This is a genomic window from Duganella vulcania (assembly GCF_009857655.1).
In the GTDB taxonomy this organism is placed as follows: Bacteria; Pseudomonadota; Gammaproteobacteria; order Burkholderiales; family Burkholderiaceae_D; genus Rugamonas; species Rugamonas vulcania.
On the sequence record NZ_WWCX01000089.1, the window covers coordinates 1 to 26,634 of the forward strand.

30 protein-coding genes and 1 pseudogene are annotated in these 26,634 nt (G+C 66.5%); 8 read left to right on the forward strand and 23 right to left on the reverse strand.

Annotated features, from left to right (window positions below; genetic code table 11):
- The 9 genes and pseudogenes from GTP90_RS28565 to GTP90_RS28605 all read right to left on the reverse strand — a co-directional run.
- Positions 1–302, reverse strand: a pseudogene (locus GTP90_RS28565) (lipopolysaccharide biosynthesis protein); the annotation flags it as partial.
- A gap of 13 nt (positions 303–315) precedes the next feature.
- Positions 316–1,404 (reverse strand): DegT/DnrJ/EryC1/StrS family aminotransferase, encoded by a 1,089-nt coding sequence (locus tag GTP90_RS28570; protein WP_161086691.1) that lies wholly within the window; start codon positions 1,402–1,404, stop codon positions 316–318.
- Positions 1,395–2,000: an acyltransferase gene (locus tag GTP90_RS28575; RefSeq protein WP_161086692.1), complete on the reverse strand. Its 606-nt coding sequence runs from the start codon at positions 1,998–2,000 to the stop codon at positions 1,395–1,397. Before GTP90_RS28575 ends, GTP90_RS28570 begins: the two co-directional genes overlap by 10 nt.
- Before the next feature lie 17 nt (positions 2,001–2,017).
- Positions 2,018–3,079, reverse strand: coding sequence for a Gfo/Idh/MocA family protein (locus GTP90_RS28580; RefSeq protein WP_161086693.1), 1,062 nt, complete (start codon positions 3,077–3,079; stop codon positions 2,018–2,020).
- A gap of 22 nt (positions 3,080–3,101) precedes the next feature.
- Complete coding sequence (locus GTP90_RS28585; RefSeq protein ID WP_161086694.1) at positions 3,102–5,084, reverse strand: polysaccharide biosynthesis protein; 1,983 nt, start codon at positions 5,082–5,084, stop codon at positions 3,102–3,104.
- Between the two features lie 177 nt (positions 5,085–5,261).
- A complete protein-coding gene (locus GTP90_RS28590) occupies positions 5,262–5,885 on the reverse strand; it encodes a helix-turn-helix transcriptional regulator (RefSeq protein WP_161086695.1) in 624 nt (207 codons plus the stop codon).
- Entirely contained in the window at positions 5,882–7,102 is a 1,221-nt protein-coding gene (locus tag GTP90_RS28595; RefSeq protein WP_161086716.1) for an MFS transporter, read from the reverse strand. The genes GTP90_RS28590 and GTP90_RS28595 overlap by 4 nt, the downstream gene beginning before the upstream one ends.
- A gap of 76 nt (positions 7,103–7,178) precedes the next feature.
- Positions 7,179–7,832, reverse strand: a complete 654-nt coding sequence (locus tag GTP90_RS28600; protein WP_161086696.1) for a VOC family protein — start codon at positions 7,830–7,832, stop codon at positions 7,179–7,181.
- A 3-nt stretch (positions 7,833–7,835) separates the two neighbouring features.
- Positions 7,836–8,054, reverse strand: coding sequence for a DUF6500 family protein (locus GTP90_RS28605; protein WP_161086697.1), 219 nt, complete (start codon positions 8,052–8,054; stop codon positions 7,836–7,838).
- Between the two features lie 81 nt (positions 8,055–8,135).
- On the opposite strand from GTP90_RS28605, the gene GTP90_RS28610 reads away from it, so the two are divergent.
- Positions 8,136–8,657: a hypothetical protein gene (locus tag GTP90_RS28610; RefSeq protein ID WP_161086698.1), complete on the forward strand. Its 522-nt coding sequence runs from the start codon at positions 8,136–8,138 to the stop codon at positions 8,655–8,657.
- A gap of 44 nt (positions 8,658–8,701) precedes the next feature.
- On the opposite strand, the gene GTP90_RS28615 is transcribed toward GTP90_RS28610, so the two are convergent.
- The 6 genes from GTP90_RS28615 to GTP90_RS28635 all read right to left on the reverse strand — a co-directional run bounded on the left by GTP90_RS28615 (position 8,702) and on the right by GTP90_RS28635 (position 12,414).
- Positions 8,702–9,007: a hypothetical protein gene (locus tag GTP90_RS28615; RefSeq protein WP_161086699.1), complete on the reverse strand. Its 306-nt coding sequence runs from the start codon at positions 9,005–9,007 to the stop codon at positions 8,702–8,704.
- A 54-nt stretch (positions 9,008–9,061) separates the two neighbouring features.
- A complete protein-coding gene (locus tag GTP90_RS28620) occupies positions 9,062–9,478 on the reverse strand; it encodes a hypothetical protein (RefSeq protein ID WP_161086700.1) in 417 nt (138 codons plus the stop codon).
- A gap of 46 nt (positions 9,479–9,524) precedes the next feature.
- Positions 9,525–10,043 (reverse strand): GNAT family N-acetyltransferase, encoded by a 519-nt coding sequence (locus tag GTP90_RS28625; protein WP_161086701.1) that lies wholly within the window; start codon positions 10,041–10,043, stop codon positions 9,525–9,527.
- A 52-nt stretch (positions 10,044–10,095) separates the two neighbouring features.
- Positions 10,096–10,980 carry a hypothetical protein gene (locus GTP90_RS28630; RefSeq protein WP_161086702.1) on the reverse strand — a complete coding sequence of 295 codons (885 nt, stop codon included), beginning with the start codon at positions 10,978–10,980 and terminating at the stop codon, positions 10,096–10,098.
- A gap of 149 nt (positions 10,981–11,129) precedes the next feature.
- Positions 11,130–11,258 carry a hypothetical protein gene (locus GTP90_RS37355; protein ID WP_256369125.1) on the reverse strand — a complete coding sequence of 43 codons (129 nt, stop codon included), beginning with the start codon at positions 11,256–11,258 and terminating at the stop codon, positions 11,130–11,132.
- A 130-nt stretch (positions 11,259–11,388) separates the two neighbouring features.
- Positions 11,389–12,414, reverse strand: coding sequence for a transporter (locus tag GTP90_RS28635; protein ID WP_161086703.1), 1,026 nt, complete (start codon positions 12,412–12,414; stop codon positions 11,389–11,391).
- 81 nt (positions 12,415–12,495) lie between these two features.
- Here GTP90_RS28635 and GTP90_RS28640 point away from each other — a divergent pair, with 81 nt between their 5' ends.
- The gene (locus GTP90_RS28640; protein WP_161086704.1) at positions 12,496–13,068 is read left to right on the forward strand and encodes a cysteine dioxygenase family protein; all 573 of its coding nucleotides are present in this window, start codon (positions 12,496–12,498) and stop codon (positions 13,066–13,068) included.
- Between the two features lie 2 nt (positions 13,069–13,070).
- Here GTP90_RS28640 and GTP90_RS28645 read toward each other — a convergent pair whose 3' ends face one another.
- Entirely contained in the window at positions 13,071–13,910 is an 840-nt protein-coding gene (locus GTP90_RS28645) for an HDOD domain-containing protein (RefSeq protein WP_117010546.1), read from the reverse strand.
- 125 nt (positions 13,911–14,035) lie between these two features.
- Positions 14,036–15,319, reverse strand: a complete 1,284-nt coding sequence (locus tag GTP90_RS28650; protein WP_161086705.1) for a D-amino acid dehydrogenase — start codon at positions 15,317–15,319, stop codon at positions 14,036–14,038.
- A 100-nt stretch (positions 15,320–15,419) separates the two neighbouring features.
- Here GTP90_RS28650 and GTP90_RS28655 point away from each other — a divergent pair, with 100 nt between their 5' ends.
- The 3 genes from GTP90_RS28655 (at position 15,420) to GTP90_RS28665 (ending at position 18,047) form a co-directional block, all read left to right on the forward strand.
- Positions 15,420–15,917 (forward strand): Lrp/AsnC ligand binding domain-containing protein, encoded by a 498-nt coding sequence (locus GTP90_RS28655; RefSeq protein WP_117010045.1) that lies wholly within the window; start codon positions 15,420–15,422, stop codon positions 15,915–15,917.
- A gap of 48 nt (positions 15,918–15,965) precedes the next feature.
- Positions 15,966–16,409 carry a CCDC90 family protein gene (locus GTP90_RS28660; protein WP_161086706.1) on the forward strand — a complete coding sequence of 148 codons (444 nt, stop codon included), beginning with the start codon at positions 15,966–15,968 and terminating at the stop codon, positions 16,407–16,409.
- 78 nt (positions 16,410–16,487) lie between these two features.
- On the forward strand, positions 16,488–18,047 hold the full coding sequence (locus GTP90_RS28665) for a hypothetical protein (protein ID WP_161086707.1): 1,560 nt from the start codon (positions 16,488–16,490) through the stop codon (positions 18,045–18,047).
- Here the strand turns inward: GTP90_RS28665 and GTP90_RS28670 are convergent, their stop codons facing one another.
- Genes GTP90_RS28670 through GTP90_RS28685 form a run of 4 tightly spaced genes read right to left on the reverse strand, consistent with a single transcriptional unit; the run spans position 18,048 to position 22,622 of the window.
- Positions 18,048–19,196 carry an HlyD family secretion protein gene (locus GTP90_RS28670; protein ID WP_161086708.1) on the reverse strand — a complete coding sequence of 383 codons (1,149 nt, stop codon included), beginning with the start codon at positions 19,194–19,196 and terminating at the stop codon, positions 18,048–18,050.
- Positions 19,197–19,210: 14 nt separating this feature from the next.
- Positions 19,211–20,665 (reverse strand): efflux transporter outer membrane subunit, encoded by a 1,455-nt coding sequence (locus GTP90_RS28675; RefSeq protein ID WP_254452097.1) that lies wholly within the window; start codon positions 20,663–20,665, stop codon positions 19,211–19,213.
- Positions 20,666–20,667: 2 nt separating this feature from the next.
- Complete coding sequence (locus tag GTP90_RS28680; protein WP_161086709.1) at positions 20,668–22,191, reverse strand: MDR family MFS transporter; 1,524 nt, start codon at positions 22,189–22,191, stop codon at positions 20,668–20,670.
- Positions 22,188–22,622 (reverse strand): MarR family winged helix-turn-helix transcriptional regulator, encoded by a 435-nt coding sequence (locus GTP90_RS28685; RefSeq protein ID WP_161086710.1) that lies wholly within the window; start codon positions 22,620–22,622, stop codon positions 22,188–22,190. Before GTP90_RS28685 ends, GTP90_RS28680 begins: the two co-directional genes overlap by 4 nt.
- 108 nt (positions 22,623–22,730) lie before the next feature.
- On the opposite strand from GTP90_RS28685, the gene GTP90_RS28690 reads away from it, so the two are divergent.
- From GTP90_RS28690 to GTP90_RS28700, 3 genes are all read left to right on the forward strand, one after another.
- The gene (locus GTP90_RS28690; RefSeq protein WP_161086711.1) at positions 22,731–23,486 is read left to right on the forward strand and encodes a transporter; all 756 of its coding nucleotides are present in this window, start codon (positions 22,731–22,733) and stop codon (positions 23,484–23,486) included.
- A 112-nt stretch (positions 23,487–23,598) separates the two neighbouring features.
- Entirely contained in the window at positions 23,599–24,048 is a 450-nt protein-coding gene (locus GTP90_RS28695) for a hypothetical protein (protein ID WP_161086712.1), read from the forward strand.
- Positions 24,049–24,084: 36 nt separating this feature from the next.
- Positions 24,085–25,398: an NAD(P)/FAD-dependent oxidoreductase gene (locus GTP90_RS28700; RefSeq protein WP_161086713.1), complete on the forward strand. Its 1,314-nt coding sequence runs from the start codon at positions 24,085–24,087 to the stop codon at positions 25,396–25,398.
- 4 nt (positions 25,399–25,402) lie between these two features.
- Here the strand turns inward: GTP90_RS28700 and GTP90_RS28705 are convergent, their stop codons facing one another.
- Both GTP90_RS28705 and GTP90_RS28710 read right to left on the reverse strand, forming a co-directional pair.
- Positions 25,403–26,110 (reverse strand): sensor histidine kinase, encoded by a 708-nt coding sequence (locus tag GTP90_RS28705; RefSeq protein ID WP_161086714.1) that lies wholly within the window; start codon positions 26,108–26,110, stop codon positions 25,403–25,405.
- A 73-nt stretch (positions 26,111–26,183) separates the two neighbouring features.
- Positions 26,184–26,634, reverse strand: a 451-nt coding sequence (locus GTP90_RS28710) for a response regulator (RefSeq protein WP_161086715.1), incomplete at its 5' end; no start/stop codon positions are given.

The window sequence follows — 26,634 nt, forward strand, 5'->3', positions numbered from 1 at the left end:
CGCGCGGCTGCGGCGGCCAGGGTCAGCAGCGCGGCCAGCCAGCCGGCCGACCACGCGACCACCCCAAAGCACAGCCGCTGGCGGGCCGGCGCGTGGTCGATGATCATGGCGTTCTCCATGCGCAGCGTGGCGGCGACCGCCGCGATGGCGACCACGCCGTACCACACGCCGAACTGGCCCAGGTCGGCCGGCCGGCACAGGCGGGTGATCAGCGGCGCGGCCAGGATGGGCAGCGCCTGCGCCGCCACGGAACCGCTCAGCACGGTCAGCAGGTGCTTCCAGAAGGGCGGCAGCGCGCGCATGGCCAGGCTCCGGTCAGCAGCCGTCGGCGGCCAGCACGATGCCGGCGATGCGCTCGGCGGCGGCCTCGGCCAGGTACGGCCCCATCGGCAGGCTCAGCACCTGCTGCGCCAGCTGGTCGGCCTGCGGGCAGTCGGCCTCATCCATGCTGGCGTAGGCCGGCTGCCGGTGGATCGGCACCGGGTAGTGCACCGCGCTGGGGATGCCGGCCAGCTGCAGCGCCGCCTGCACCGCCGCGCGGCGATGCGGCGCGATCGTGTATTGCGCGTAGACGCTGGTGCGGTCGGGCCGAGGCGCGAAGGTGGCGACGCGGCCGCCGAACAGGCGATCATAGCAATTGGCCACGCGCTGGCGCGCGGCCAGCTCCTGCGCGAACAGGTCCAGCTTGGCCAGCACGATGGCGCATTGCAGCGTGTCCATGCGGCCGCCGACGCCGACCCGGGTGTGGTGGTAGCGCTGCGCCTGGCCGTGCACGCGGATCTCGCGCATGGCCTGCGCCAGCGCGTCGTCGCTGGTGAAGGCGGCGCCGCCGTCGCCGTAGCAGCCCAGCGGCTTGCTGGGGAAGAAGCTGGTGCAGCCGATGGTCGACAGGTTGCAGCTGCGGCGGCCCCGGTAGGCCGCGCCGAAGCTTTGCGCCGCGTCCTCGATCACCGCCAGCCCGTGTTCCAGCGCGATGGCGTTGATGGCGTCCATGTCGGCCGGCTGGCCGTACAGCGACACCGGCATGATGGCGCGCGTGCGCGGGCCGACGCGCGCGGCGATGCGCGCCGGGTCGAGGTTGGCACTGCCAGGCTCGACGTCGACGAACACCGGCCGCGCGCCGGCCAGCACGATGGCCTCGGCGGTGGCGATGAAGGAGAACGGCGTGGTGATGACCTCGTCGCCCGGGCGCACGTCCAGCGCCATCAGCGCGATCAGCAGCGCCTCGGTGCCGGAGGCGGCGGTCAGGCAGTGGCGGGCGCCGGTGTAGCCGGCCAGGCGCCGCTCCAGCTCGGCCACCTCAGGCCCCATGATGTACTGGCCGTGTTCCAGCACGCGGCGCACGGCGGCGTCGATCGGCGCGCGCAGCAGGCGGTACTGCGCCTTCAGGTCGGTCATTTCCATGATGCGCTCCGGCCGTCTTCCGCCATCAGCGTGCAGCGTCCGTCCTCCAGCGCGTAGTGCTCGCCGCTGTGCGGACAGCGCGCGCGGCCGGGCCCGCCGCGCGGGAAGGCCAGCCGTTCGCCGTGGCGGCTGATCCAGCCCAGCTGGCGCGCCGGCACGCCGGCCATCAGCGCGAAGTCCGGCACGTCGCCCGTGACCACCGCGCCGGCGCCGATGAAGGCGTAGCGGCCGATCGTCACGCCGCAGACGATGGTGGCGTTGGCGCCGATGGTGGCGCCGCGCCGCACCAGCGTGGGCCGGTACTCGTGCTTGCGCTCCACCGCCGCGCGCGGATTGTGGACATTGGTGAACACCATGCTGGGACCGCAGAACACGTCGTCCTCGATGGTGACCGCGTCGTACACCGACACATTGTTCTGCAGCTTGACCCGGTCGCCGATGGCGGCGTCGCCGCCGATGTAGACGTTCTGCCCGAGCGAGCAGCCGGCGCCGATGCGGGCGCCGCCGCACACGTGGCTGAAATGCCAGATCCGCGTGCCGGCGCCGATGGCGGCGCCGGCGTCGACGATGGCGCTGGGGTGGACGATGTATTCCATGGCGGGCTCCGTGGTGGTCAGTAATCGAGCGGCAGGGCGACGCGGCGGCCGTCGCGCGCCGAGCGGTAGGCGGCGATCAGCAGTTCGAGCGACTTCAGGCCCTCGCGGCCGTCGGTCTCGGCCTCGGCCTCGCCGCGCAGCACCTGCAGCACGTTGTCGTAGTACAGCGGATGGCCGTGGCCGTAGACCGAGGTGGTGGCGTAGCTGGCCTCGCGCACGCCGGCATCGTCCGGCTCGGGCTCGGCGAAATCCCACTGCTGCACCTCGTTGACGGCCACGCCGCCGATGCGCGCCGTGCCTTTCTCGCCGAGGATGGTGATGCTGCCCTCCAGGTTGTGCGGATAGGCCAGCATGGTGACGTTCATCGAACCCAGCGCGCCGTTGCGCCAGCGCAGGCTGATCACCCCGGTGTCCTCGACCTCGATGTCGCGCGCCAGCGTGGCGGTGTAGGCCTGCAGGCTCTCGACCGGGCCGACGATCCAGTCGATCAGGTCGACGTAGTGGCTGGCCTGGTTCATGAACGCGCCGCCGTCGAACTCCCAGGTGCCGCGCCAGGCCGCGCTGTTGTAGTAGGCCTGCGGCCGGGTCCAGAACACATTGAGCGTGACCATGTAGATGCGGCCGAAACGCTTGCCGTCCACCGCGCGCTTGAGCCGCTGCAGGGTCGGGTTGCGGCGGTTCTGCTTGACCACGAACATGCGCACGCCGGCCGCGTCGCAGGCCGCCACCATGCGCTTGGCGTCCTCCCAGCGGGTGGCCATCGGCTTCTCGGTGATCACGTGCAGGCCGGAGCGGGCGATCTGCACCGCCTGTTCCGGATGCAGGCCGGACGGCGTGGTGATGATGCAGGCGTCGGCCTCGCTGTGCGCCAGCATCTGCTCCAGGCTGGCGTAGGCGGGGGCGCCGGTGTGCTCGGCGGCGCTCCGCAGCGCGGCCGGGTCGATGTCGCATACGCCGACCAGCTCGCAGCGCGCGGCGTGCTGGCGCAGCGCGGCGAAATGGTTGTGGGCGATGCGGCCGCAGCCCACCAGCGCAAAGCGCAGCTTGCGGTCGACGACGGCGGGAACGAACTGGCGCATGGCGGTCTCCTTGGAATGGCGCTTACGAGGCGTGGGCCGGCTGCGGCGCCATGGCCAGCCGGGCGATGGCGCGGCGCGCCCGTTCGCCGTCGGCGGCCGGGGCGCCGCCGTGCGGCGCGAAATCGCCGATGATGGTCTGCAGCATGGCCTCGATCAGCCAGCGGTCGTTGGTGGCGCAGGCCAGCAGCAGCAGCTCGATGGACTGGTCCAGCAGCGCCGGCGCCAGCGCCTGCTCCTTCATGCGCAGGATGCGCGGATGGCGGCTGGGCACGGCGTCGTCGGCGGCCAGCAATTCCTCGCGCAGCTTTTCGCCGGGGTACAGCCCGACGTAGCGGATCTCGATGTCGCCCTGCGGACAGGCGGCGGTTTTCTCGGTCAGCCCGGCCAGCGCGATCATGCGCCGCGCCAGGTCGACGATGCGCACCGGCTGGCCCATGTCAAGCACGAACAGGTCGCCCCCCTCGGCCATGGCGCCGGCCTGGATCACCAGCTGCGCCGCCTCCGGGATCAGCATGAAGTAGCGCTCCATGGCGGCGTCGGTGACGGTCAGCGGCCCGCCCTGCTGCAGCTGGCGGCGGAACAGCGGCACCACCGAGCCGGACGAACCCAGCACGTTGCCGAAGCGGACCATGCTGAACACGGTGCGCGCCGCGCCGCCGGCCTGCGCGGCCTGGAACACCAGCTCCGACAGGCGCTTGCTGGCGCCCATGATGGTGCTGGGCCGCACCGCCTTGTCGCTGGAGACCAGCACGCAGGTGTCGGCGCCGTGGCGGGCGGCCGCGCGCGCCACCGCCTGCGCCCCCAGCACGTTGTTGCGCAGGCCCTCGACCAGATTGGTCTCGACCAGCGGCACGTGCTTGTAGGCGGCCGCGTGGTAGACGGTGTCGATGCGGTCGCCCCGCATCACGCGCTCCAGCAGGCGGGCGTTGCAGGCCGAGCCCAGGTGCGGCCGCAGCGCCAGCCTGGGCCAGCGCGCCTGCAGTTCCTGGGCGATGGTGTAGAGCGCGAACTCGCTGTGGTCAAGCAGATGCAGGCAGCGCGGCGCCAGGCCGGCGATCTGGCGGCACAGCTCGCTGCCGATGGAGCCGCCGGCGCCCGTCACCAGCACGCCCTTGTCGCGCACGCAGCGGGAGAACAAGGTCGGGTCGGGCTGCACCGGCGGCCGGCCCAGCAGCTGCTCCAGCGGGAATTCCATCGCGGCCGGGCGCGATGCGGGCTGCGGCCGCCGCCGCGGCGCGTGGTCGGCCAGGTCGGGCAGGCCGCGCAGGAACTTGATGCCGACGCCGGCGCCGTCCAGCAGACGCGACACCGCGACCATCCGCTCGCCCGACGCGGCCGGCAGCGCGACCACGATCAGGCGGATCGACCAGCTCGCCGCGACCTCGGCCAGCCGCTCCGGCGGAAACACCCGCAGGCCGGCGATGGTGCGCTGTTCGCGGCGCGCCTTCTCGTCGAAGAAGCAGACCGGGCAATATTGGCCCTCGCCCTGCATCGCCTGCGCCAGCCGGGCGCCGGTGTCGCCGGCGCCGTAGATGGCGACCGCCTCGCGCGCCTGTGGTGGCCGCGTGTGGCGCTGCAGGAAGCTGCGTACCGCCAGCCGCGACGCCACCAGGTAGGACAGCGCGACGAACCAGTAGCTCAGCAGCGCGCCGGGCGGGCAGGCATCGCCGCGGTCCAGCGTCAGCAGGTGGATGCACAGCGCCGCGCCGGCCAGGCCGAGGCCGCCGAGCGCAAGGCGGCGCTGGTCCAGGTAGCGCACCGCCGCGCCGTACAGGTCGCTCATCGACAGCGCCGCCAGCGACGTGGCCGCCAGCAGCAGCGCGAGCGGCAGCGCCGGGGCCGGCCTGGCGCCGCCGCGCATCAGCAGGGCAAGCTGGAAACACAGCGGCAGCGCCAGGCCGTCCGCGCCGAACATCAGCGCGCGCTTGCCGCCGCGCTTGAGGGCGATCAGCTTCCCGCTGAGCAAGCGGGCGGCGGCAAGATAGCGGGGTGTGCAGGCAAGCATGGTGCGGGACCTCTGTGAAGCAAGCGTGGCATGGGCCGGACACCCAAGGCGTCCGGCATGCGTTGATTGTCTTCTGACCAGCACATGGCGGTTTGACAGCGATCAAACGGCACGGCGGAGCTTAGCCGAACCACTTGACTTTCAGATTTCCTTTTGTAATTAATTTTGCGCGGAAATTCAGCGCAGGGGCTTGATCACATAGACGCAGCGGCGTGCGCCGTCGAGCAGATGCTCGACCCGGCCCACCGAGCATTCGGGGCCGAGCACGCGCTGGAACACCTCCAGCTCCGAGCGGCAGAACTTCTGGCACTGGCGCGCGGCGGCGCAGATCGGGCAGTGGTTCTCGATCAGCAGCAGGCTGCCGTCGTCGCCGGTTTCGACTTCGGCCATATAGCCCTCGCTGGTGCGCGCCTGCACCAGCGCGGCGACCCGCTGCGGCAGCGTGTCCGACGCCTGCAGGTGCTGGCGGTACTGCTGCTCGCTGGCCGCCTCGCGCGCGGTGATCAACTTGTCGAGGCCGGCGTCGCCGAACAGGCCGCGCACCTGGTCGATCAGTTGCAGCGTCAGGTCGGCGTGGCGGTCCGGGAAGCGCGCATGGCCGGCGTCGGTCAGCAGCCAGCGGCGCGACGGCCGGCCCGGCTTGTCTGCCACGTCCTCGTACGTCACCATGCCCTTTTCCTGCCACGCCTCGAGCTGCTTGCGCGCGCCCATCGACGTCAGGTTGAGCAGGCCGGCCAGCTGCTGCGCGGTGTGCGGGCCGCGCGTTTTCAGCAGGAACAGGGTGTGCTCGGCGGTGTTCATGGCAGCGCTCCTTCCAGCTTGTCCTTGCTGGCCATGGCGGCGTGCCAGGTCTGCATGCGCCAGGCCGACCACGCGGTCAGCGCCGCGCCCAACACCAGGATCAGGCGCGTGTCGATCAGCGTCAGCACCGCGCCGACCAGCGCCATGATGATGTTGGCCAGGCAGAAGGTGGTGGAGATCAGGCCCATGACGGCGCCTTGTCCATGCGCGCCGAAGCGCTCGGCGCACCAGTTGGGGACGATGGCGTTGTAGATCGAATGCGGGATGCCGTACAAGACGATGGCGGCGATGCCGACCCACGCGTTGCTGGCCGCGACCAGCGCGATCAGCGACGCCGTCACCAGCGCGAAGCGGCGCGCGCGCAGCAGCGGCTCGCCTTCGAACGGGCGGCCGGCGAACATGGTGGTGGTGGTCATCACCGCGCACATGGCGGCGGTGGTCCAGGCGATGCCGCGCGCGCCGAAGCCCGGCACCTCGACCAGCCACAATGGATAGAACTCGTAGAACGCCGTCACGCCGCAGGTGTAGGCCAGCGTGACGATGAACAGGTTGCGCAGGTCCGGCTCGCGCAGCAGGTTGAGCGAGTGGCGGTCGCGCGCCACCTGCCACCACGAGGTGGTCGCCAGCGACGGCGCCTCGTTCGGCAGCACCACGGCCACCAGCAGCGCCACCAGCAGCAGCGCCGCCATCGCGATCCAGAACGGCACCGTCAGGCCCCACGCCAGTGTGACGCCGGCCACCAGCGGCCCGGCCAGCCAGCCCATGTAGAACGCGCCGTTGAGCCAGGACAAGGCCTTGCGGCGCAGGTCACCGCTCAGGCGGTCGGCCAGCATGGCGCGCGCCACCGAGCCGTTCCCTTCCAGCAGGCCGGTGACGAAGCGGGCCACGATGAACAGCGGGTAGGATTCAAGCAGCAGCGCGCAGGCGGTGGCGGCATGGCCGATGGCCGCGCCGACCGCCGTGATCAGCAGCACCGGGCGGCGGCCGTAGCGGTCGGACATCGGGCCGAGCAGCGCGGAGCCGATCAGCAGGCCGAGCGGGTTGATGGTCAGCGCCAGGCCGAACAGCAGCTTGGGCGGCAGGCCGAGGAACTGGTTCAAGCCATTGCTGACGCCGGCCGCGAACAGCGGAGGCAGGATGGGGTAGGGCAGCGAGGCGCCTATCGTCGAGAGCAGGGCAAGCAGGCAGGCGGCGCCTATCAGCAGAGGTGTTTTCATCATCGTCGGTTAGAGGTGGCGAATACCGACACTGTAAGCGGACTCTGCTAATAAGTAAACGAAAATGTTTATTAACTCAGTAGTGCAGGATTAACGGCAGGGTGGGGCGGCAATCGCGGGTCTGGCCTTGCGCGCCGTGGTCGAAGTGGATCTCCATCAGATAAGCGTCGCCTTCGCGCAGTGTGAGTTGCGTGCCCGCGCCGGCCGCGCGCGCGGACGCCGACCTCGCCGGCGAGGGCAAGGTCAGCGTGACCGAGGTGATGGTCTTCACACCGGCGGCATGGTCCAGAGGCTGGCGGCGCGCTTCGGCATAGGCCGACGGCGCGACGCCTTTGGGCAGGAAGAACCACATCGGCTCCGACGCCGGCACGTCCGCGCCGATACCGATGCGCATGCCGGGCGGCAGATAGGACGGAGCGTAATCCCAGCACGGGAAAGGCGCGCCGCTGTCGTCGCCGGATGGGCGGAAGCACACGCCGAACGGACAGGCTGGGCCGCCATCGGCGAGGCGTTCGGCCAGCAGCGTGGGACTGGTCTGCGCGTTGCGCACTTCATCGTCGTCGGCGATCCACAGCAGTTCGAGGAAGGCGTCGTTGAAGAAGAAGCGGCGGTTCTCTGTGCCCTGGCCTGGATGGCGATTGCCCGATCCCTCGCTCAGGCCGAGGGACCGCAACAGCTCCCCCTCCGGCGCTCCGGCGCGGGTGCGGATGAACAGGTGATCGATGCGCATCGCCTATTGTCCTTGCTCGACCATGCTGCGGATCTTGACGGCCTTCACGAAGTGATCCAACTGGTGCTTGCGTATCCACCATTCGGCCGCTTCCATCAGCAGCTCCGGATCGTCGTTCTTGTTGGCGAAGAAGGCGTAGAAGGACAGGCCGACCGTCTCGCCCTTTTGCGCGATCTTGTCGTTACAGACGCGGATGATTTTTTCTCTCAGTTGATTGCGCACGTTGTCGATTCAGGCCGTGGATAGGGCCTTCACTATACATTGTTGCGCTATGATGCGGCATCACTCTAACAACGAAACACGATGAAGAATTGGTTTGCCAGCGAGCGCGGTGCGTACTTCTTTTTGCTGCTGGGCGTGGGCCTGATGCTGCTGTTCGTCGCGCTGGAGCGCAACTTCCCGGATGCCGGCCAACTGGAAACCGCGAGTGGCCGCGTGACGTGGTCCCAGCCGGCGCAGGGCGGCTTGTATTTTACGCTGGACGGCGACGAGCGCCGCTTCGTGCTGTTCGCTAAAGGCGACTCTGACCAGCGTCTGCGTGCCGCGATCGTCGATGCGCAAGCCTATCCGGTCAAGGTCAGCTACCACCCGGGACAAGTGAGCAGCCCGAGTTTTCTGCCGGGCCGCTATTACGCGGTCTACGGCGTGACGGTCGGCGGCAAGGAAGTGTCGCCACTGTCGACGGTGCGGGGCAGCTACCGCCGCGACAACCTGATCGCGCTGGCGATGGGCGTGCTGTTCGCGGCTTACGGCGGGCGCCGTGTGTGGAACTTCAGGGCTGCGGCTGCAGCCGCGCCGGTAGCTCCGCGTCGCCGGCCACGATAAAGGCCAGGTTATACACCGAGGCACCCGCGGCCGAAACCACCCGGTCACGTACGCGGGCTAAGCTCATCGGCGTAGTACCTGCGCATGAACTCCCGATACAATTCACCAGCACGTGCTTCGTCGCCAGAACAATAGGCGGAGAACATCATCAAGTAGTCTTGCATCATTTCGGGATTGTCGCGGAAATCGTAGACGTGGCTAACCTGTCCGGATATCGACACTGCGACAGCGAAATCTCCTCGCCGTTCGTTGAAGAAAATCCAGCAATTTTCTGCTTCGAGCAAATCCCCGGACAAGCTTGCGCAACTCGCGTGCGCCAATTGTTTTGCAACCTCGAGATCGATAGCCATCTGGTTAGTGAAAAAAATTGCATCGTAAAGTCTCCTGGCTGCCGAAACCGAGCGTCAGCGACCCTTGACCCTAATTGCGTTTGAGATGAGGACTATCGCTTTGAAGTGGGCGGGAGGTTTCGAACAGCCAGACCATGGCCCAGCAGCCGAGGGAGTTTTAACTGAATATTGCAACTCGCTGTATTCGCTTTTGAAGATCCAGGTGTAGCCTTGGGCATCGTTGTCGGTTGCCGGCGCCACGCCAAATTGAGATTGATAGAACTGCACAGTTTTGTCCGTCCCTTCGTCGAGGCCGAACGCCTGCCAGTCGATATGCATAGGCTTGCCGGAAGATTCGCCGACCACATGATCGTCGCAAATTAACACGGCATCTGGAGGCAGTTCCTTGTTGCCAACCCTATCCAATTTTTCAGCGGCCAACGCGCAGCCAATATGGGAAATAACTAACAGGAGCAATAGCTTTTTATTCATTATAATAACTCAATAAAATTCGTGATCGGCAGCTTCTGGCTGCCGATCAACTGCGCTCCCGTACGTAACTATTGACTGCCTTGCCGTGGATGTCCGTCTCCATTTCGAAGGTCATGCCAAGGCGCTCGGCAACGCGACGCGATGATGTATTTGCAGAGGTGATCAGGGCCCGAACTTTCGGCTCGCGACGAACCTCGAACGCATAATTCAGGACTGCCGCCGCCGCTTCGCTTGCAAATCCCTTCCCCCAGAAGGCCCGATAAGTATTCCATCCCAGTTCCATCACCGTTGACTGCTCACGAAAGAAGGCCCCGATATTACCGACGAGTTGACCAGTCCGCTTGTCCTCCAGGGCCCACCAACCAGCCCCGTGCAGGACCCATAATCCGGCGTGGGAGCTGAAGATTCGCCACGCCGTTTGGCGGTCAGCTGAGCCTAAGTGAGCTGAACTTTCGGAATTCGCTAAATGGTCCGCAAATAAGTCGAAGTCGTCGAGCCGATATTCGCGAAGCAAAAGTCGTTCTGTATGAAGACGCGGTACGGAAAGGGTGAACGATGGATTCATAAGGAGTCTCGCTAATTTAACAACTCGATTATTTCGTTTTGCGGGCTTGATCTCACCTCTTCGCAGGCGACTCGATAGTTGGAGGTATTTTAAGACTTACCGGGTTCTTGAATCTTGCTGGCTCAAGAAAGAGCCTTTCGACGCTATCCCCATGAATTTCAAACCCATCCTCATAGCCACACTCAGCTGTGATATCTGGCATGTATGGCACGTCATACCGCAAGTGCCGGCTGTCTTTAATGTTTACCCAACTCCAACGAAATAAAGCACTATCAATACATTGTTGGATATTAATGTTCGATTCGGGACAATTGTAGCCTGGATTTTTCTTATTCTTCCTCAGGCACGCGCTGGATTCCCTGCTGGCTTTTTCGAGCGACTTACGGATCGCCTGTTTTAGAAGGCCAGTTAGTTCTTGCTCCGCCCCCGCTACAAACAGGCTCGCAATATCAATTTCTTTTCCTGCCACATAGTCATAGATCGCGCTATCGACATTTATGTAGTAGCGGGCGCCGTGATAGACGTTCTGCGTCGTCAGGAAAAACAAGGTGCCAAACCGCTTGCCCGAATCGATTGTGGCAGCTTCTGCTGAAGCATCTTGCGCTGCTTTGTCTGTCTTTAGCATCGCGATCACTTGGCGGTCCTTGCTCTTCAAGGCTTTCTCAGCAAGGGCGTCATCCTCAGGAAACAATTCACGAATTGACGTTTCACGCAGCCACGTGTTGAAGCGCGTCAGTCTGGACGCGGTATTTCCAACAAAGTACGGATATCGCCATTCCTTTTTCTGCCCTTGTTCCGTCGTGATCGTTCCCCCTGCTTCTTTCACAAAAATAGTCGTCAGCTCTTTTTCAGCTGCAGACAGGTCATCCAATGGCGCGGCATAACTGGAAATGGAAAGAATTGCCGTCGACCAGATAAATATGCTCAGGATTTTCATCCTGGCGGTTTGCTTTGTTGTGACGTGCATTGGGTTAGCTATCTAATTATGGCACTGCTGACTGAAAACTATACACGTCAATATTATCGCTAAAATGGGTACTTTGTAACTTCCATTCCGACGAGCCGACCAGGTAGTGCAAGTTTCGTTTAAAACGGAATGCGGCCTTTTCGATCGAGCGCCTTGGCCCAGCGGCGGATTACCCCGGCGAGAGGCTCCACGGAATCGTCCTCATATTCGTCAAGCGCTTTCTGTTCGTCGGCATCCAGCTCCAGCACCTTGGATATGCACCCGCAAGAAATGAGCTGGTTTCCACAAAACGGACAACGCTCTCGCGTACAAAAGGCCTCGTGCAAACTGCCCTCAGCCGTTCCGCAATCGTCACAAACTTTTGATATGGTGACTCTCCTATGACACGTCGCGCTGGCGGCGGAAGGCCAGCCAGCCTGCGATCACGGTGAAGCTGGCGACAATCGCCACCACCAGCCAGAAGCCTTCCGGATCCTGCGCCAGCGGAATGCCGCCGACGTTCATGCCCAGCAAACCGGCGATGATGTTGATCGGCAGGGCCAGCACGGTGACGATGGTCAGCACGAACAGGCTGTGGTTATTGCCCTCGTTGACCAGTGCCGCGATCTCCTCCTGTATCAGCTTGATGCGCTCCTGCAGCGAGGCCATGTCGGCCAGCACCATCGAGAATTCCTCGGTCGATTCGCGCAGCTCCTGCGCGTCGATCTCGGCCACCCAGGCCGGCGGCCGTTGCAGCAATCGGAACAGCGCCGCCGGTTCCGGCGCCAGCAGGCGCTGCAAGCGCACCAGCACGCGCCGCAGCGCGCCCAGGCTGGCGCGCTTGGTTTTCAGTTTGCCGGCCAGCAGATTGTCCTCGATCTCGTCGACCGTGCTGATGGCGTTGCGGACGATCTTGATCAGCGCGTCGGCCTGGTCGCGCAGCAGGTGGATCAGCAGCTCGACCGACGAGCGTATCGGCTCGCCGTTGCGCACCGCGTTGCGCAAGCCGTCGACCGCCTTCAACGGCTTGCGCCGCGCGCTGATGACGATCTGCCGGTCGACGCTCAGCCACAGCGTGGAGATGTCGGACGGCTCAAACGAAAAATCGTGCAGCACGTCGTTGACCACGGCGATCAGCGTGTTGTCGGCCATCTCGATGCGGGTCGAGCGCGGGCCTTCGTGCAGGCTTTCGTAGAATTCCTCCGGCAGCGCGGTATGCTCGTGCAGCCATTTCTCGCTGGCGGTGTTGGCCAGATTGTAGTGCAGCCAGATGAATTCCTGCGGATGCTCCTCGCGCGCGGCCAGCCAGGTGCGGGCCGCGTCGGCGTCCAGCGGCAGGCCCTTGCCGTCCGGCGCGCGGCCGAACAGGTAGCCGCAGACCAGACCCGATGGGTCGGAGCCGTAGGACAGTGGCGCATTCTGCATTCGATTCCTCCGTGATGATCACGGACGTGAGGATAGCAAAATACGCTAAGATGGGGTGATAAATCCTCGAGGGGAGGCCGCATGGAGCACGTGCCACAGCAACCGGATCTGCCGCCACGGCTGCGGCGCTTTGTCGACGCCATGGACGCGCTGCTGGCGCGCGGCCCATCCGAATCCGAAATCGTGGAGCAGGGCGGTGCGCTGCTGCGCGCCTTGCTGGCGCACGACGATTGGCTGCCCGACGCGATGGCGCAGCCGGATCCGCAGTTCTACCGGCAGTACCTGCTGTATCTCGATCCCGCGCAACGCTACTCGGTCGCCAGCTTCGTGTGGGGGCCGGGCCAGCGCACGCCGGTGCATGACCACACGGTCTGGGGCCTGGTTGGCATCCTGCGCGGCGCGGAGGTGGCGCAGGCATGGCGCGCGGACGGCGGCGCGTTCGCGGCCGACGGCGCGCCCTTGTTGCTGAAGGCGGGAGAGGTGTGCGCGGTGTCGCCCGCGCTGGGCGACATCCACGAAGTGCGCAACGCCTTTGACGACCGGGTGTCGGTCGGCGTGCACGTATATGGCGCGGACATCGGCGCCGTCGAGCGCCATGTGTATGCGCCTGATGGCAGCCGCAAGCCGTTCCGCTCCGGCTATGCCAACCGCTGAACTCAGACCAGCAGCGCGGCGTTCATCTCGATGGCGTCGATCCTGGCCTCGGCCAGCATGGATTCGAGCTTCTCCTCGTCGATGAACAGGTCGATGGCCGAATCGGAGTGCGGCGGCAGGTCGCGCTGCGGTTCCTGCAGCGGCGACTTCACCGGCGACAGGTGATTGGCCAGCAGCAGCGTGTCGAGCAGCGTGTCCGGCGGGATCGACATGAAGCTGTCGCGCAGGCCTTCGATGGCTTCGGCCACCGGCTCGGGGATGCACAGCTTGCGCATCACTTCGCGCGTGATGATCTCCTCGCTGGCCGAGTGCCAGTTCTCGGGATCTTCCTCCAACAGGCCGGGGAATTCGTCGGCGCGCGAGAGCAGGTAGAAGCCGCCCACCTCGTGCACGATGGCGGCGAACAGCGCGGTGTCCGGATTCACGCCGGTGACCTGGCGCGCGATGATGCGCGACAGCGCCGCCACGGCGATGGTGTGGTCCCACAGCTTTTCTGCCTTGAAGCGCAGGTCGGGGTCGGCGATCTTGGCGCCGAACTGGCGCACCACCATGGCGGCGGCCAGCGCGAACAGGTTCTGGTAGCCGATGCGCATGATGGCGCCTCGCACGTTGGTGATCATCGGCGCGCCGGAGCGGTTGAACATCGCCGAATTGGCGATGGCGACGGTGCGCGCGGCCAGGATGGGCTCCGCCAGCACCAGGCTGATCGCCTTGTCGACCGGGCACTCCGGGTCGTCCAGCGCGAGTTGAACGCGGAGCGCCGCATTGACACTGGTCGGGAAAACCAGTTCACCACGGATGGCCAGCGCCGCGATATGGCCGAATGCTTCAAGTTTATTCATGATCAAAATTATACGCATGCGCGGCCCCAATCTCAACGCCATCATGGCGGGATGTGGTTTCCGGGAGGCTGCAATGCGACAGTGCGCGGCGCCACCGGGGCGCCGCGCACGGGAAAAGCTCGGCTTTACGCGTTGGCGAACTGCGGACGGCGCGCGGCGCCGTCGCGCCGGTAGCGGCTGACCGACAGGTCGTCGGACAGGATCGCCGGGCGGCGCGCCGAGATCAGGTCCGCCAGCAGCTGGGCCGAGCCGCACGACATGGTCCAGCCCAAGGTGCCGTGGCCGGTGTTGATGAACAGGTTGCGCAGGCCGGTGCGGCCGACCACCGGCGTGCCGTCCGGCGTCATCGGACGCAGGCCGGTCCAGAAGGTGGCGGACGCGGTGTCGCCGGCGCCGGGGAACAGGTCGTTGACCACCATCTCCAGCGTTTCGCGGCGGCGCGGGTTCAGGTTCAGGTTGAAACCGGCGATCTCGGCCATGCCGCCCACGCGGATGCGGCCGTCGAAGCGGGTGACGGCGATCTTGTAGGTCTCGTCCAGAATGGTCGAGACCGGCGCTGCCGAGGCGTTGACGATCGGCACGGTGATCGAGTAGCCCTTCAGCGGGTAGACCGGAATCTTGACCAGGTCCTTCAGCAGCTTGGTCGAGTAGGCGCCCAGCGCGACCACGTAGGAGTCGGCCGTCACCAGTTCGCCTGCGAGCTGCACGCCTTTGATCTCTTCGCCGGCCGTGACCAGGCCGGTGATGTCGACGCCGTAGCGGAACTTCACGCCCAGCTGCTCGGCCATCGCGGTCAGGCGGGTGGTGAACAGCTGGCAGTCGCCGGTTTCATCGTTGGGCAGACGCAGGCCGCCGACCAGCTTGTTCTGGTCCAGGCCGGGCTCGGCGGCGACCAGTTGTTCGCGGCTCAGCAGTTCGTACGGCACGCCGGTTTCCTGCAGCACCTGGATGTCCTTGGCGGCGTCGTCCAGCTGCTTCTGGGTGCGGAACAGCTGGGTGGTGCCTTGCTGGCGGCCTTCGTATTCAATGCCGGTGGCGGCGCGCAGCGCCTTGAAGCAGTCGCGGCTGTACTCGGCCAGGCGCACCATGCGTTCCTTGTTGACGGCGTAGCGCTCGGCATTGCAGTTCTGCAGCATCTGCCACATCCATTGCAGCTGGAACAGCGTGCCGTCCGGCGTGATCGACAGCGGGGCGTGGCGCTGCAGCATCCATTTCATCGCCTTGAGCGGGATGCCGGGCGCGGCCCAAGGGGAGGCGTAGCCGGGGGAGATCTGGCCGGCGTTGGCGAAGCTGGTTTCCAGCGCGGGGCCGGGCTGGCGGTCGAGCACGGTCACGTCGTGGCCGGCCTGGGCCAGATAGTAGGCGCTGGTGACGCCGATAACACCGCTACCCAAGATCACAACGCGCATACAGTCTCCCGATTATTTAGCACTACCAGATATTCCGCTATGGTATGCTGGTATCACCAGTATTTGTTACTGTATAACTTGATAAATTCAGTGGATTTTCATGCGAATTCAAAAGGAATCGGTCCGCACCCTGGACAAACTGGACAGAAAGATATTGCGCATCCTGCAGGAGGATGGGCGGATCTCGATGAAGGATCTGAGCGAGCAGGTGGGGCTGTCGATCACGCCGGCCATCGAGCGGGTCAAGCGCATGGAGCGGGACGGGGTGATCACCGGCTACCACGCGCGCATCGATCCGCCGGCGCTGGGGGCCAAGTTGCTGGTGTTCGTGGAGATCACGCTGAACCAGAAGTCGGGGCCGGTGTTCGAGCAGTTCCGGCGCGAGGTGCTGCGCATTCCGGAGGTGCAGGAGTGTCATCTGGTGTCGGGCGATTTCGATTACCTGATCAAGGCGCGCATTCATGAAATGGCCGAATACCGCAAGCTGCTGGGCGACATGCTGCTCAGTTTGCCTGGGGCGGCGCAGTCGAAAAGTTATGTCGTGATGGAGGAGATCAAGGAAACCTTGATCCTTTCCACCGAGGTGGCGCAGGCTTGAACCGCCTCAAAGTGCGGCGCTTGCGCTGTGCAGCGAGAGGCGCACAATATGCGGATGAACGGCATATTCGACACCCTCAGTTATACCAAGCGGCTGGAAGCGGCCGGCGTACCCGCTGAGCAAGCGGAGGCGCACGCGCTCGCGCTTGGCGAAGTGATGCGGACGCAATGCGCGACCAAGGCCGATATCTATGAACTGCGCGAAGAACTGCGCGAAGCGATACTTTCGCAAGGTGCACGAATGAATGCGCAGGGTCTTCAGTTACAGCAGATGATCCGGGAGGTTGCTGCAGCCTCAGAAAAACGCGATATGCTGCTGGATGCGAAAATCGATCTGGAGGTGCGGCGGCTTGAGGGTTTGATCAAAGGGCAGGGCGACCGCCTCCATAACGACATGCTCAAGTTAAAGACCTATCTGATGGGCTGGACCGTGGCGCTCAATCTCTCGCAGCTTGCCGTCCTGTTCGCCGCGCTGGCTTACTTCCGCTCCTAGCCGTTCGCCAGCTAACGCAGCGATCGCGCCGCTTCAGTTAAAATGCAATAACAGCATTATTTACGAAGCGGAGCAAGTGTGAACAATCAGCACGGTACTCCAGGCGATACCCATGTCATCAACGTGCGCTCGCTCGACGAGCACATGTCATCCGATCAGAGCTTCAGCTCGGCCTACGCGCGCGCGGTCGGCGCCATCGCCGGCAACGAGGGCAGTCTCACGCTGGCCCAATTCGCCGCCGTCACCGACATCGCCGGCGACGGCAAATCCTCCGCCGTCTTCACCGCGCTGGTGTTGAACGCCATCGAATCGGGCGTGGACGTCGACTGGGCCTTCAACGCCCTGAGCCGCAGCAGCGCCGGCATCGACCAGGCCGCGCGCGAAAACGCCCTCGCCATGACCATCCCACTGCTGGCGCTGCACGGCGCCGGCGCCCGCCCGTTGGCGCAGCGGCTGGCCAAGGCCTTGTCGGCCCGGCTCTCGCCCGAAGACCTCAACCACCTGCCGCCGGCCGAGGAGCGCGGCATCCTCGCCAACCTCGGCGAACAGGCGCGCCGGCTGGTGCGCGGCCGTTCGCTGGCCGACACGGTGGCCGATTTCGGCCGCCACGCGGGCCAGCCGGTGCTGGTCGAACATGCTCGTAATTTCCAGTCCGGCGACATCGACCACAGCCAACTGCGCGAACTGGTGGGCGCCACCACCACCGCCATCGCGCAGGACATCAGCGCCTACCTGGAGCAGGCGCGCATGCTGTCGGTGGGCGAGGCCATGGCCGCCACGCTGGTCAGCGCCGCCAACGACCTGCGAGACCAGGTGCTGCAACGCCTGACCCTGGTGGACCAGCGCATCGCCTACGAACGCCGCCTGATGCTGGAGGAGATCGACGACGCCGTCCACGACGCCGGCAACGCCATCGAACTGGCGATCACCGACCGGCTCAACACCGATCAGTGGAAGGATGAAGACGTGTGGGCCAGCATGGGCCGCCAGCAGTTCGGCCAGGAGATGGAGCGGCGGCTGGACCGCATCGTGCGCCGCAAGGAGCAATCGCTGCACCTGCTGCAGGAGGACTTGCGGCTGTTCCAGCAGGCGATGCGCCTGAATCAATCGTCGGTGTTCCAGCGTCAGCACCACTCCACGCTGGCCAAGCTGATGCCGCGCCTGCGGGTCGGCACACGCATCGTCAACAGCGTGGACACGGCGGCCAATGTCACCTTGATGAGTGGGGCGGTGGTGGCGGCCGGCACCGGTACGGCGGCCTATCTGATCGGCGCGGCGGTGGTGCTGCCGGTGGTGGCGCCGGTGGCGCCGTTTGTCGGCGGCGCGGTGCTGCTGGCCGGCGCGTTCAAGTGGTTCACCGACGGCGGCAAGCGCAAACGCGCCGAGATCCGCGACAAGCGCGCGGCCTTCGAGGCCGAACTGCGCAAGCAGCTGCAGGCCGCCGAGCAAAGCTTCAACACGCAGCTGGACCTGGTGGCGCAAGGCTTCCACGAGTCGGCGCTGCAGCTGCTCACGCCACTGTTGCTGGAAGCCGAGGCGGCCGGCCGCGTGCCCGGCATGCGCCAGCGTATCGCCGACCGCGTGATCACCCACGCCCAGGCGGCGATCCGCCAGCTCGACGCCGAGTTGCGCAAGTAATCAGAGGTTGCGGGCGACGATGGCGTCGGCGGCGGTGGCGGCTTGCTGCAGCGGCTGTGCCAAAGCCTGCGTGCTGTAGACCGGCGCCTGCGGCATGGCCGCGCCCAGCACCGGCCCGTCGGTCTTGCTGACATCCACCGTCACCGTGGTCGACAAGCCGATGCGCAGCGGATGCTCGGCCAATTCCTTCGCATCGAGCGCGATGCGCACCGGCAGCCGCTGCACCACCTTGATCCAGTTGCCGCTGGCGTTCTGCGCCGGCAGCAGCGAGAACGCGCTGCCCGTGCCGGCCGACAGTCCGACCACCTTGCCGTGGAAGACCACCTTGCTGCCATACATATCGGCCTCGATCTTCGCATCCTGGCCGACGCGGATATCGCGCAGCTCCGATTCCTTGAAGTTCGCATCCACCCACAGCTGGTCCAGCGGCACGATGGACAGCAGCGAGGTGCCCGGCGTGGCGCGCGCGCCGATCTGCACGCTGCGCTTGGCCACGTAGCCCGACACCGGCGCGACGATGGTGTTGCGCCGCGCCGCCAGCCATGCCTGCACATAGTCCGCCTTGGCCGCCTGCACCAGCGGATGCTGCGCCAGCGGCACGCCCGCCACGCCGGCCTGCGCTGCCTCGGCCTGCCGGAGCGCCACCGCGATGGCGGCGCGCGCGTTGTCCACGGCCTGGCGCGCGTGATCCACTTCCTCGCCCGATACCGTGTGGTCCGCCGCCAGCGGCTTGCGGCGCGCCAGGTCGTCCTCGGCGGTTTTCAATTGCAGCTTGCGCAGCGCGACGGTGGCTTCGTACTGCGCGACGTCCGCGTAACGCTGGCGTTGCTGGCGCACTGCCGCGCCGAGGCGGGCGTCGGCCTGGCTCAAGGCGACATCGGCGTCGGCCGAATCGAGCTTGATCAGCGTGGCGCCGGCGCGCACCATCTGCGTTTCGTCGGCGCGGATTTCGGTGACGTTGCCCGCCACCTGCGAGGACAGGTTGACCAGGTTGCCGCCCACGTAGGCGTTGTCGGTTTCCTGCTCCTTCGACAGTACGGCCTTGTAGTAGACCGCGTAGGCCGCGCCGGCGGCGAGGAACAGCAGCGTGATGGCGGCGAGGACGGTCTTGCGTTTGCTGTCGTTGGTTTTGGTGGTGTCAGTGCTCATGTTCGGTTCCCGGTTTATTTGGAGGCGGTGGCGGTGGGCGCTTCTTCGCGATAGCCGCCGCCCAGCGCGTTGGTCAGGGCCACTTCGGCCAGCAGCTGCACTTGCTGCAGATAGAGGTCGGCGTCCTGCTGCTTGAGCAGCGCCAGTTGAGCGTTCAACGCGGCGGCGCGGTCGGCCAGGCCGTGCGCCAGGCGCGCCTGCGCCGACGCCAGTTGCGCGCGCACCGTGCCGGTGGCCGCTGCCTGCTCTGTGATCTGATGCTCGATGCCTTGCAGCTGCACGCCGTCCTGCGCGACTTCGCGCACCGCGTCGACCACCGCCTGGTTGTATTCGGCGATGCGCTCGTTGCGGCCGGTGCGGGCGCCATCGAGCTGCGCGTCGAGACGGCGGCTGTCGAACAGCGGCAGCGTCAGCGTCGGGCCAAGGTACAGCGTGCGGCTGGCTGATTGCAGCAAGTCCTCCAGCTTGATGGTGTCCAGGCCGATGGAGCCGGTCAGGTTCACGTCGGGATAGAACGCCGCCTTGGCCGCGTCGATCCTGCTCAGCGACGCTTCCAGTTTCCAGCGCGCCGCCTGCAGGTCCGGGCGCCGCGCCAGCAGCTCCATGCCGAGGCGGGCGGGCAGGGCGTGTGCGGTGCTGCCCATCGGCCGCGGTGTGAGGCCGGCCAGCGCGCCGCTGTCTGCGCCGGTCAGGGCGCGCAGGGCTTCCCGTTCGCGGCCGATGTCGGCGGTGAGCTGGGCGTGCTGCTTGCGGATCTGGCTCAGTTCCGCTTCGGCGGCGCGCTGATCGTCGCTGTTGGCCAGGCCGCCGGCGATGCGCTTGGCCTTGTCCTGCACCAGCGCCGCCTGCGTCGCCGCCAGCTGTTCGTTGTTGGCCAAACGCGCCCACGCGCCTTGCAGCCGGAAGTAGCTTTGCGCGATGGCGGCTGCCAGCGTGCGTTCCGCTTCGGCGTATTCGGCGCGGCCTGCGTTCAATTCGCCGACGGCGGCCGCCACCTGCGCGCGGTTCTTGCCCCACCAGTCGAAGTTGTAGCGGGCCTCCAGGCGCAAGGTCTCGGCGGTGAACCACGCGCCGCCGATGGGCGCGGGGAACAGGCCGGTGCCGGAATAACGCTGGCGGTTGGCGCCCGCATAGCCGCTGACATCGAGCCCCAGGTCGGCGTTGGTGCGCGACAGCGCCGAACGCGCGCTGCCGATGTGCGCCGCCGCCACGTCCAGCGTCGGCGCGGAGGCCAGCGCCTGCTTGATCAGCGCGTCCAGTTGCGGATCGCGGTAGGCGGTCCACCATTGCGCATCGGGCCAGCCTTCGCGCGCCAGCTTGATGTCGGCCGGCAGTTCGGCGTTGGCGATGTCGCGCCTCACCGGCGCATGCTGCTCCGGTGTGATGTGGGCGCAGCCGGCCAAGGCCAGGCCGAGGGCCGCGGCAAGCAGCAGTGTGGTCTTGTTCACTTGAGGTTCCATTCGTTTCATGTTCATTCCATGGCGGCGTGGTCGACCGCCGGCGCGGCTTGTTTGGCGGGCGGACGCACCAACAGCAGCAGCGGGATCACGCACAGCGTCAGGATCATCATCAGCCAGAAGTCGTCGACGTAGGCGATCATCGACGCCTGGCGGGTGACTTCGCCGTTCAGCGCGGCCGCCGCTTCGGGCGTGGCCACGTTGTCCAGCAGCGCCGGATTGACGGTGGTGATTTTCTCGGCCAGCGTGGCGTGCATGGCCTGCGTGTTCCGCACCAGCAGCGTCTGCACCATCGCGATGCCGATCGAGCTGCCGATATTGCGTATCAGGCTGTAGATGGCCGTGCCCTCGGCGCGCATCTCCGGCGACAGCGTGGCGAAGGTCGCGGCGCTTAGCGGCACGAACACCAGCCCCAGTCCCAGGCCCTGGATCACGCCCGGCCAGACGATGTCGCTGCGCGAGAGCACCAGCGTGTAGCGCGTCATCTGCCACAGCGAGAAGGCGGTGATGGCGAAGCCTATGCCCAGCAGCAGGCGCAGGTCGAACTTGCCGACCAGCCGGCCCACCACCATCATCGCGATCATGGTGCCGATGCCGCTCGGCGCGGTCACCAGGCCGGCGACGGCGGCCGGATAGCCCATCAGGCTTTGCAGCATCGACGGCGTCAGCGCGCGCGTGGCGAACAGCACCAGCCCGACGATGAAGATGAACAGCAGGCCGCTGACGTAGTTCGCGTTCTTCAGCAGCCGGTAGTCGAAGAACGATTTGCCGGCCGGCCGCAGCGCGGTGTGCGCCACGAAGTAGGCGAAGCTCAGGGCCAGCACGATGGCTTCCACCCAGGTCTCCCTGGCCGCGAACCAGTCGTTTTGCTCGCCGCGGTCGAGCAGCATCTGCAGCGCGCCGATCGACAGGCTCAGTGTGGCGAAGCCGAAGGCGTCAAAGTTCATCTTGCGCGCACCGGGCACCGGGCGGATGTAGCGCCAGATGCCGTAGAACGCCAGCGCGCCCACCGGCACGTTGATGAAGAACACCCAGCGCCAGTTGTAGCTGTCGGTCAGCCAGCCGCCCAGCGTGGGGCCGAGGATGGGGCCGATCATCACGCCCATGCCCCACACGGCCATGGCCGAGCCGTGCTTCTCGCGCGGATTGATGTCGAGCAGCGTGGCCTGCGACAGCGGCACCAGCGCCGCGCCGAACACGCCCTGCAGCAGGCGCGCGGCGACGATTTCCGCCAGTGAGCCGGACAGCCCGCACAGCACCGAGGCCAGCGTGAATCCGGCCACCGCGGTCAGGAAGATGTTCTTCTGGCCAAAGCGGTCGCACAGCCAGCCGGTCAGCGGCGTGGCGATGGCGGCGGCCACGATGAAGGAGGTCAGCACCCAGGTGATCTGGTCCTGCGAGGCCGACAGGCTGCCCTGCATGTGCGGCAGCGCGACGTTGGCGATGGTGCCGTCCAGCGCCTGGATGACGGTCGCCAGCATGATCGACAGCGTGATCATGGGGCGGTTGATGTCGCCCGGCGGTGCGGCGGTGCTCATGGGCGCGACTCGATCTCGGTGAGCAGCGTCTCCAGGAACTCGGTGACGACGCGCAGCACCGCCGGATCGGCGCCGCCCAGCAGCTCCAGGCGGAACGCGGAGGCTTCCTGCCAGACGCTCTGGTAGATCTGCTGTCCTTGCTCGGTCAGGCTGACCAGCTTGACGCGGCGGTCGGTCTCGGACGGCGTGCGCACCACGTAGCCGGCTTTGACCAGGCGGTCGATGGTGGCGACCATGGTCGGGTCCTCGACGCCGACGCGGGCTGCCAGCCGGGTTTGCGACAGCGCCTCGCTTTCCTTGGCGATGAAGGCGATCGCCATCCAACTGGCCTGGCTCAGGCCCAAATGCTTGAGGCGGCGATCGACCGCCAGGCGCCAGGCGCGGGCGGTGCCGTGCATCGCGGCGGAGAAGCGTTCTTCAATAGATGGCATATGATTTTGCGGCTAATGGTTAGGTATCGAACGATTATTTTAGCACGGGAGTTTTCCGCTCAACAAGTGGCGTGCTACGCTGGCGGCATTGCCCAATCAGGAATCATCATGAAAACTACTCTCGCCGCCGCGCTGTGCCTGCTGCCCTTGGTTTCCCAGGCCGAAGACGGGCCGCCGATCACGCCTTACCGGCCGTCCGTGTCCAGCCCGGCGCAATTGCCGGCCGCCGGCCAGCTGGAACTTGAGCTGGGTGGCCTGAGCAGCAAGTCCGATGACGGCCGGCGCAACAGCCTGCCGTACGCACTCAAGCTGGGCTTCAACGAGCAATGGGGCGTGGTGCTGGTGGGCGAGGGTTTTGTATCGGCGCCGGACGGCAGCGGTGGCCGCGCGCGGGGCGTCGGCGACACGCAGTTCGTGCTCAAGCGCGCCTTCATCCTCAGCGAGGCCAGCGCGCTGGGGCTGGAACTGGGCGCCAAGGCGCCCACCGCCAAGGACAGCATCGGCAGCGGCCGCGCCGACTACAGCCTCAACGGCATCTACAGCCAGGACATGGGCAGCGTCCACATGGACGCCAACCTCAACGCCACCCGCCTGGGCGCCTACGATGCCGGCACGGGCCGGGTGCAGACCGGGCTGTCGGCCTCGTTCTCCACGCCGGTGGACGAGCGTTGGGGCGTGACCGGCGAGTGGTCCGGCACCCGCCGCAGCGGCGCGGCCAGCACGGCGCAGGTATTGGTGGCGATGAGCTATAGTCCCAGCAAGCGGATGACGGTGGACTTCGGCGCGGCGCACGGCATGAATCGCGCGTCGCCGGACTGGGCCTTCTTCAGCGGCGTAGTGTTGCCGCTGGCGCAACTGTGGTGAGCGATTGCGGTGTTTTATGTACGCTAGCGTACGGAAAGTGACTCGACGGTTTGCTAAGATGAGAATTGAGCAGGTTCGCTCAGCCCTACTATTACAAGAAAAGAAGGCCATCATGAAAGCCAAGATCCTCGCCGCCAGCCTGCTGGCGTTGTCCTCCGCAGCGTACGCCAGCGACGTCGGCGTCTCCATCAGCATCGGCCAGCCCGGCTTTTACGGCCGCCTGGATATCGGCGACTACCCGCAGCCGCAGGTCATCTACCGCGAGCCGGTGATCGTGCAGCGCCCGGTGCGCTATGTGGAGACCGCGCCGATCTACCTGCGCGTGCCGCCTGGGCACGCCAAGCATTGGGACAAGCATTGCGCCGAATATCGGGCCTGCGGCCAGCGCGTGTACTTCGTCGATGATCGCTGGTACCAGGATCAATATGCGCCGCGCTATCGCGAGCGTCATGGCGAAGGCCGTCGCGAAGATCGTCGCGACGACCGCCGAGACGACCGCCGCGACGATGACCGCGGCAACGGCCGGGGTCATGGCAACGGCAATGGCCACGGCAAAGACTAACCACGCGGCGCAGGCCGCCGCCATCAGGAGTCAGGTTTGCACAGCAAAATCGTGATTGTAGGCGGCGGGGCAGGCGGGCTGGAGCTCGCCTGCAAGCTCGGCCGCAAGTTGGGACCGCAGGCGGTGACGCTGGTCGACAGCCGCCAGTTCCATATCTGGAAACCCTCGCTGCACGAGGTGGCGGCCGGCACGCTGGACGTGCATCAGGAAGGCTTGTCCTACCCGATGCTGGCCCATGACAACGGCTTCACCTTTGTCTACGGACCGATGCTGGCGCTGGCCGGGGCCGAGCGCCAGCTGACGGTTGGCCCCATCTACAGTGGCGACAGCGGCAACGACGGCCAGCGCGAGCAAGTGCTGCCCGAGCGCCGCATCGGCTACGACGTGCTGGTGCTGGCGGTCGGCAGCGTCTCCAATTATTTCGGCGTGCCCGGCGCGGCCGAACACACCATTTCCCTGAACGCCACCGAGGATGCCGAGCGCTTCCGCTTGACGCTGCTGAAGCTGCTCACGCAAGCCGAGCTGCAGAAAAGCGCGCGGCCCGAGTCTGGCGTGGACATCGTCATCATCGGCGGCGGCGCCACCGGCGTCGAGCTGGCCGCCGAGCTGCGCGAGGCCAGCGGCGTGTACGCCGCCTACGACTTCCATCACCTCAACGCCGAACGCGACGTCCGCATCACCTTGCTGGAAGGCGCGCCGCGCATCCTGGCGCCGCTGCCGGAGCAGGTGGCCTCGGCCGCGCTGCGGCTGTTGGGAGAGCGCGCCGTCACCGTCGTGACCGATACCCGCGTCACCGCCATCGCCGCCGATTCGGTGACGGCCGGCGCGACCGTCTATCCGGCGCAACTGGTGGTGTGGGCGGCCGGCATCAAGGCGCCGGCCTGGCTGGCGCAGCTGGGCCTGCCCGTCACGAAGTCGGGCCAGATCGAAGTCGACGCCCGGCTGGCCGTGCCTGGCCATCCGGGCATCTACGCGCTGGGCGATTGCGCCTCCTGCGCCGGGCCGGACGGCAAGCCGGTGCCGCCGCGCGCGCAGGCCGCGCACCAGCAGGCCGGTTACCTGTTCCAGGCGTTCATGCGCCAGCACCAGGGCAGGGCGCCGCAGGCGCATCCGTACGTCTACCGCGACTACGGTTCGCTGGTGTCGTTCGGCCAGACCACGACAGTGGGCAGCCTGATGGGATCGCTGAAGGGATTGAGCTGGTTTGTCGACGGCCTGGTCGCGCGCCTGATGTACGTGAGCCTGCACCTGATGCACCACCGCGCCGTGCTCGGCACGGTGCGCACCGCCGTGCTGGCGCTGGCGCGCTTCCTGATCAAGCGCAGCACGCCGCTGGTCAAGCTGCACTGATTGCTTACGCGGCGGCCGGCTTGGGCAGGATGATCGTCAGCGTGACGCCGTGCTCGGCGCCGGGCGCCAGGGTCAGCGTGCCGCCCAGGTAGGCCGCCCGTTCACGCGCGGTGCGCAGGCCGAATTTGCCGCTGAGCTGGCCCAGCACGCCCGCCAGCGGCGCGTTCAGGCCGATGCCGTTGTCCTTGACTGTCAACATCACCTCGTCCTCGTTGTCGTCGACGATGACGTCCACCTCGGTCGCGCGCGCGTGCATGGCGATGTTGCGCAACGCTTCCTCCAGCGTGTGCAACAGCACGATGCCATGGCTGCGCGGGCAGTTCAGCTCGTCCTCCGGCAGGCTGCAGCGCGCGGTCATCTGGTGCTGCTGGCCGAACTGCTCGACCGCCTCGCCCAGCGCCACGCGCACGCCGAGGAATTCGAGCTTGTCGTTCCACAGCTTGATCTGCATCTGGCGGTTGGTCTCGACGATCTGCATCAGCAGCTGCTTCATGTGGACGGCGCGGTCCTGCAGCGCGGCGTCCTGCGGCATTTTCTGCATCAGCAAACCCAGGTGCATGGTCAGTGCGGTCAGCGACGAGCCGAGGCTGTCGTGCAGCTGGCGCGACAGCGAGCGGCGCTCGTTGTCCCAGCAGGTGTGGACGTGGCCGAGCAGATCGCTCAGGTCGGCGCTACGCAGGGCGTCTTGTTCTTGTGGTGCCGGGACGGACATGGTTCTCTCTGTGTGGACGGACTGTGTCTCTCGATGATACCCGAGCTTTGCAAGTCGTGGCGCACTCTGGTGCTCATTGCCGGACCGGCACCCGCACGCAGCCGCCGATCGCCTCGGTCAGCTGGTCGATGTCGACCGGCTTGACCAGGTGGCGGTCGAAGCCGGCGTCCATCACGCGCCGCAGGTCCTCGGCCAGGCCGTAGCCGGTCAGGGCGATCAGGCGGATGCCGCGCGTGGCCGGATCGGCGCGCAGGCGGCGCGCCACCTCGTAGCCGTCGATGCCGGGCAGGCCGATGTCGACCAGCGCCACGTCCGGCAGCAGGCGCGCGGCGGCCGCCACGCCCTCGTGGCCGTCGGCTGCCGAGTGCACCTCGTAGCCGTAACAGCTGAGCATCATGGTCATCATCTCGCGGCCGTCGTCGTTGTCCTCGATCAGCAGGATGGCGGGGCGGCCGGTGCCGCCGTGCGCGCCGCCGGACTCGACCGGAGGGGCCGCCGGCGCCGCCTGGTGCTCGATGCGCGGC